The organism is Acinetobacter sp. UBA3461 (genome assembly GCF_002381195.1).
GTDB classification, from domain to species: domain Bacteria; phylum Pseudomonadota; class Gammaproteobacteria; order Pseudomonadales; family Moraxellaceae; genus Acinetobacter; species Acinetobacter schindleri.
This window is the reverse complement of the sequence record NZ_DFRO01000023.1, coordinates 52,370-58,622: the sequence shown is the minus strand read 5'-3', so window position 1 is coordinate 58,622 and position 6,253 is coordinate 52,370. Positions and strand designations below refer to the sequence as shown.

Below are 6,253 nucleotides of genomic sequence, written 5' to 3'. Positions count from 1 at the left end.
GGCTTTATGCCACGCCACTGGTTCTGGAAATGGCTCTTTAGTCCATTTTTAGCATGGCCTTTAATGATCTGGGGCTATTACACCTGGTTCATCGCCTGAGCATTCAAACAAAATTTAAGCTCTTTTCGGAGAGCTTAAATTTGATAAATACAAGATCTTTACTCTCATATTTTTAAAAAGAACAATGATATTTTTATCAATTTTGGCCTAAACTATCTTCTAAATTTATCCTGAACAAGAGTAATGAACTCAAACAAAGCGACATTGATTGGTCTTACGGCAGTTTTCTTATGGAGTCTCATTGTTGCTCTCATCAAAGAAGTCAGTCATTACTTTGGACCGATCGGGGGAGCTGCGTTAATCTATTCATGCGCCTCGATTATTCTATTGTTCTCATTTGGCTGGACACATCTGAAAGAATTCCCCCTTAAATATCTGATTTGGGGAAGCCTGCTTTTTGTGGCTTATGAAATTTGTCTTGCCCTGTCTATAGGTTATTCAAGCAATAACAGACAAGCCATAGAAATCGGAATGGTGAATTATCTGTGGCCGACAGCCACGATTCTATTTTCAATTATTTTTAACAGGCAAAAAGCCAATTTTCTTATCTTTCCCGGGATATGTTTATCTGTGGCAGGGATCTGTCTGGTGCTTGGTGGTGAAGCTGGATTTAGCTTTAAAACAATGCTGTCCAATATACAGGCCAATCCACTGAGTTATGGACTGGCTTTAACCGGTGTCTTTCTATGGGCTGCCTATTGTACCCTGACTGCTCGTGCTGCCAATGGTAAAAATGGTATTACCTTATTCTTTATTTGGGTGTCGATTGTACTATGGACCCAATGGATTTTCTCTGCTGAGCCCATACCGAATTTCGAATTGAATTCCAGCATTTATCTGGTATTAGCTGCTTTTGCAATGAGCATTGGCTATGGGGCATGGAATATCGGAATTATGCATGGAAATGTGACTGTATTGGCAACAGCTTCATACTTTATCCCGGTTTTTTCTTCTGTGGTTTCAGCATTGATTTTGAGCACACAATTAACCTTCAGCTTCTGGAAAGGTGCATTGATGGTGTGTTTTGGTTCACTGCTTTGCTGGATGGCGACTAAAGCAAAATCATAGACCGGAAAAAACCAACCAATGCAAAGCCTAACTTTTAATCAAATAAAAATGCCATTTTTAAAGCGTCTTTATAGCCTTTGTGAACCGTATAGGTAGAATTCACCTCCTACCGTTTTAGGCACCCCATTTCATAAGTAATACCCAAATCAATGAAGGACTGATTAAAGCTTGTATCCAATGAACGAATAAATTGCAGTTCATCCTTGGCTTCAGCCAGATGCAGATTTTGTTCGGAAAACTGTTTAAGCTGTTTTAGACCTCTAGAATATTCACATGCTTTCGCAATCATAATTGCTGGATGCTCACGACGATCCACCGACACATTGAGTGCAGCCTGTTTCAATTCTAATGCATCATAATGTTGCTTAACTTGAGATTTAAATTCCGCTGAACTCAATGGCTTTGCCCATACAGTTGCTGACAATCCTACAAGTCCAATCACCAGCATTAACCTCTTCATCTCGACCCCAATATGCAAATATAGTTATTTATCTAAGTTATTGAATATTTATAACATAAAATCTCAAGCAATAAAAAAGCCAGAATAAATCTGGCATTTTCTTTTCTTCTATTATTTAGCGATGGGTATGGATTGACATCACAATACCCATACCGGCGAGCAAAGAAATCACAGCGGTTCCGCCATAACTCATCAGTGGTAATGGATCTCCTGTCACTGGAAGGATACCACTCACCATGCCTGAGTTCAGGAATACGAAAAAGAAAAAGGTTAGACCTGTAGCACCCGCATATAGACGGCCAAAGTTATGAAAGCTGTTCATTCCGATCATTAAGCAACGAATAATAATAGCGGTAAACAGACTAAATAATAAAAATACACCGATAAAACCAAATTCTTCGGCATAAGTCGACATAATAAAGTCAGTATGATGCTCTGGCAGATAACCCAGATGTGACTGTGTCCCTTGCGAATAACCTTTGCCAGTCATTCCTCCAGAACCAATGGCGATTTTAGACTGGATAATATTCCAGCCTGCACCGAGTGCATCCGATTCAGGATCAAATAGCGTCAGGACACGTTTTTTCTGATATTCCTGTAACAAGAACATCCACATTAATGGTGCGACCACAGCTAATGCTGCCATTGCACCGCCAATCAAGCGCCAGGACATACCACTCAGAAATAAAACAAAGATCCCCGGAATCACCAGACCGATATTCAAGTCAGGCTGCAATGCCACAAGCACAAATGGAATACCTAGTAAAATCAAGGCACCAACAATATGCATAAACTTCGGTGGAAATGGTTTGCGGGCAAAGTACCAAGCCATCATCAGTGGCATGGCAAATTTCATCACTTCACTCGGCTGCATACTTCCCACGCCCGGCAAAGTAATCCAGCGTGTTGCTCCGAGTCGTCTTTCACCAATCACAAAGACCAGCAGCAGCATAAAAATCCCGAAGGCATAAAAATACGGGCTTGCGGCTTGATACACTTTTGGCGGAACCTGCGCACAGATAAACATCACCACAAAACCGACACCAAAACTGATCGCCTGACGGATCACCATGCCTGAGTTTTCAGAGGTCGCACTATAAACTACCATCAACCCCAAGGCAGCATTCAGTAACAGGAAGCATAGCAACCACGGGTCCAGATGTAGCTTGGTCCATCTTGAGGAATCGTGTTTTATACTCAATCCATCACGTGCGGATTGTCGTAAAAAACGATACTGCTGTGAAGGTATCATTGTGACAAAAGGTTCAAAACTAACAATGGCGAAATTATAAGTGAAAGCAGCGGAGAATTGATCGCCAGTGCTCTATTTATTATGTATTTCTTCAAATAAATTTAGGCTTGTGCTGCCAGAATCAGACGAGCCAGTTCTAGGTCATCCGGATAGGTAATTTTGAGATTATCAGATCGCCCCTGTACCACACGTACGGTTTCACCTACATGCTCAAGTGCACTGGCTTCATCGGTAATATTGGCACCATCTTGTAATGCCTGTTCAATGGCATGTTTTAACCGGCCTAGTTTGGCCATTTGTGGTGTTTGAGCCTGCCAGAGAGTCGAACGGTCTACTGTAGTTTCGATATCCTGACCTTGTACGACGCGCTTTAAGGTATCGCGGACTGGAATTGCCAAAATAGCAGCTTGATCAGTTTCAGTCGCCGTATTGACCAGATCAATCAATGCATTTTGACTGACACATGGACGTGCCGCATCATGTACCAATACCCAATCTTCTTCTGAAGTGATTTCAGTTAGGTAAGCTAAGGCATTGAGGACAGAATTGACCCGCTCTGTACCGCCGGCACAAAAATGGGCTTTATCCTGATTTGAAAATGGCAAGGTTATAGCAACATCATCCTGACTACCGATCGCCAACACATAACCGGTCAGCGGAAGTTGATTCAGACGTGCAACCGTATGTTCAAGAACAGTACGCTCCTGAATCATTTGATATTGCTTTAGTTCTGTTTTAGAGAATCTGCTACCCGAACCTGCAGCTGGAATGATAGCCCATAATTTATGGTGTGCTTGAATTTTCAGCTGACTCATTGGTACGCAGGTCTACTTTAGAATTTTGATCGAGATAAATCGGTTTATATTGGGTACTGATAGTACTCATCTGCACAAAAGTCTCATGCGGCTTAATTAAACCCAGATCCAGACGTGCATGTTCTTCAATGGCTTGATCACCATTTTTCAGATCATAAACTTCAGCTGCCAGCACACGGTTGCGCTCTTTCAGCTCTTCATTCAGTTCTACTTGTTGTTGTATTTTCTGTGTCAGTGCCTGATGGTCTTGATAGCCACCCTCACCAAACCAGTATAAATATTGAAACCCTGCGATCACAAGGATCGCAAGGCCCAACAGTACTTTACTCATCAAAGAGTCGAATACATTTAACATCAACGATAATCGCTTAGTTCAAACCTTTGAATTCAGCTTTACCGCGATATGCAGCATTAGTCAATTCTTCGATACGAAGTAATTGATTATATTTCGCTACACGGTCAGAACGGCAAAGTGAACCAGTCTTGATTTGACCTGCTGCTGTACCTACTGCAAGATCCGCAATAGTTGAATCTTCAGTTTCACCTGAACGGTGAGAAATTACAGTAGAGTAACCGTTTGCTTTTGCAAGGTAGATTGCATCTAAAGTTTCAGTCAAAGTACCGATCTGGTTGTACTTGATTAGAATAGAGTTACCTACTTTCTCGTTGATACCACGTTGCAGAATCTTAGGATTCGTAACGAACAGGTCATCACCAACCAGCTGGATCTTGTCACCCAGAATCGAAGTCAGGTAAGACCAGCCTTCCCAGTCAGATTCATCCAGACCATCTTCAATCGAGATAATCGGGTACTGATTTACCAGACCTGCAAGGTAGTCAGAGAACTGGTTGCTTGTGAATGCTTTATTGCCTTCACCTGCAAGAATGTACTGACCATCTTTGTAGAATTCTGAAGACGCACAGTCAAGCGCAAGCATGATGTCAGAACCCGCTTTGTAGCCAGTTTTTTCAATTGCTTCAAGAATAACAGTGATCGCTTCTTCGTTTGAACGTAAGTTCGGAGCAAAACCACCTTCATCACCAACAGCAGTATTTAAACCCTGTTTTTTAAGTACTGATTTAAGTGAATGGAAGATTTCAGCGCCAGCGCGAAGTGCTTCAGAGAATGAAGTGAAACCTACAGGCTCAATCATAAACTCTTGAATGTCAACGTTGTTGTCCGCGTGTGAACCACCGTTCAGGATGTTCATCATTGGAACAGGCATGGTTAAAATGCTGTTGTTACGAAGGTCTGCGATATATTGAAAAAGAGGAATTTTCTTTTCGTCAGCAGCAGCACGTGCAGCAGCCAAAGATACAGCCAGAGTTGCGTTTGCACCTAGTTTTTCTTTGTTCTCCGTACCGTCAAGCGCGATCATGGTGTTATCAATATCTTTTTGTTCAAAGACTGATTTACCCAATAATGCATCACGAATTACTGTGTTAACGTTGTTAACAGCAGTTTTAACGCCTTTACCCAAGTAACGTGATTTATCACCGTCACGAAGTTCTAAAGCTTCACGAGAACCAGTTGAAGCACCCGATGGTGCACATGCACGGCCAACTACGCCAGATGCCAAGATTACGTCTGCTTCGATGGTTGGGTTACCACGAGAGTCCAAAATTTCACGTGCACGAATGTCAACGATTTGACTCATGAACAATTCCTCAGTTGATGAATAACGCGATGCTTTAGAAGGCATCAATATATATCTAATTTAGTGTGTATCTAGCTTTTTGAAACCTTTGACCAAGGTATCCAATTCTTTCAGCTGCTCCAGGAATGGCTCAAGTTGCGACATACGAAGTGCGCAAGGACCATCACATTTGGCATGTTCAGGATCTGGATGAGCTTCCAGGAATAAACCAGCAAGACCAGTGGCCATACCTGCACGAGCCAAAGTGGTAATTTGCGCCCGGCGACCGCCCGCAGAATCAGCACGACCGCCCGGCGTTTGCAGCGCATGGGTCACATCGAAGAATACTGGCACATTCATTTCTTTCATGATGTCGAAGCCCAGCATGTCTACAACCAGGTTGTTATAGCCAAATGCAGAGCCACGCTCACAAAGAATCAGCTTGTCATTTCCGGCTTCCAGACACTTGTGCAGAATGTGGCGCATTTCATGTGGAGCAAGAAACTGCGCTTTCTTGATGTTGATAATAGCATCGGTTTTTGCCATTGCTTCAACCAGATCAGTCTGACGACTTAAGAAAGCCGGCAACTGAATAATGTCGGCAACCTCTGCCACAGGAGCTGCTTGATACGGCTCATGTACATCGGTAATGATCGGCACATTAAAGTGTTTTTTAATGTCCGCTAACCACTCGAGACCTTTTTCCAGACCTGGGCCACGGAAAGAGTTCAAACTTGAACGGTTGGCTTTATCAAAACTTGCCTTGAATACGTATGGGATTCCCAAACGTTTACAGATATCTACATAAGTTTCTGCAATTTCAAAAGCCAAGTCTTTGGACTCGAGTACGTTCATCCCGCCGAATAGTACAAATGGCAAATGATTTGCCATTTGTATATCGCCTAAACATACAATCTCTTGTGGTTTTAACTGCGACATTTAAACTTCCTAGTTGTGTCCT

8 protein-coding genes are annotated in these 6,253 nt (G+C 42.5%); 2 read left to right on the top strand and 6 right to left on the bottom strand.

Annotated elements, in window-relative coordinates:
• The first annotated feature begins 6 nt into the window (after positions 1-6).
• Entirely contained in the window at positions 7-99 is a 93-nt protein-coding gene (locus B3D47_RS05025; RefSeq protein WP_414631722.1) for a cyd operon YbgE family protein, read from the top strand.
• Positions 100-243: 144 nt separating this feature from the next.
• Positions 244-1,128, top strand: coding sequence for an aromatic amino acid DMT transporter YddG (gene yddG / locus B3D47_RS05020; RefSeq protein ID WP_286860315.1), 885 nt, complete (start codon positions 244-246; stop codon positions 1,126-1,128).
• A gap of 106 nt (positions 1,129-1,234) precedes the next feature.
• Here the strand turns inward: yddG and B3D47_RS05015 are convergent, their stop codons facing one another.
• The 6 genes from B3D47_RS05015 to kdsA all read right to left on the bottom strand — a co-directional run bounded on the left by B3D47_RS05015 (position 1,235) and on the right by kdsA (position 6,231).
• Positions 1,235-1,588: a hypothetical protein gene (locus B3D47_RS05015; protein ID WP_286860312.1), complete on the bottom strand. Its 354-nt coding sequence runs from the start codon at positions 1,586-1,588 to the stop codon at positions 1,235-1,237.
• Between the two features lie 115 nt (positions 1,589-1,703).
• Positions 1,704-2,840: a rod shape-determining protein RodA gene (rodA, locus tag B3D47_RS05010; RefSeq protein ID WP_004815808.1), complete on the bottom strand. Its 1,137-nt coding sequence runs from the start codon at positions 2,838-2,840 to the stop codon at positions 1,704-1,706.
• A 101-nt stretch (positions 2,841-2,941) separates the two neighbouring features.
• Positions 2,942-3,655: a 2-C-methyl-D-erythritol 4-phosphate cytidylyltransferase gene (ispD, locus tag B3D47_RS05005; RefSeq protein ID WP_286860308.1), complete on the bottom strand. Its 714-nt coding sequence runs from the start codon at positions 3,653-3,655 to the stop codon at positions 2,942-2,944.
• Entirely contained in the window at positions 3,624-4,010 is a 387-nt protein-coding gene (locus B3D47_RS05000; protein ID WP_004815804.1) for a septum formation initiator family protein, read from the bottom strand. The genes ispD and B3D47_RS05000 overlap by 32 nt, the downstream gene beginning before the upstream one ends.
• A 13-nt stretch (positions 4,011-4,023) precedes the next feature.
• On the bottom strand, positions 4,024-5,313 hold the full coding sequence (gene eno, locus B3D47_RS04995; RefSeq protein WP_286860306.1) for a phosphopyruvate hydratase: 1,290 nt from the start codon (positions 5,311-5,313) through the stop codon (positions 4,024-4,026).
• A gap of 60 nt (positions 5,314-5,373) precedes the next feature.
• Positions 5,374-6,231, bottom strand: a complete 858-nt coding sequence (gene kdsA / locus B3D47_RS04990) for a 3-deoxy-8-phosphooctulonate synthase (RefSeq protein WP_286860304.1) — start codon at positions 6,229-6,231, stop codon at positions 5,374-5,376.
• Positions 6,232-6,253: the final 22 nt, after the last annotated feature.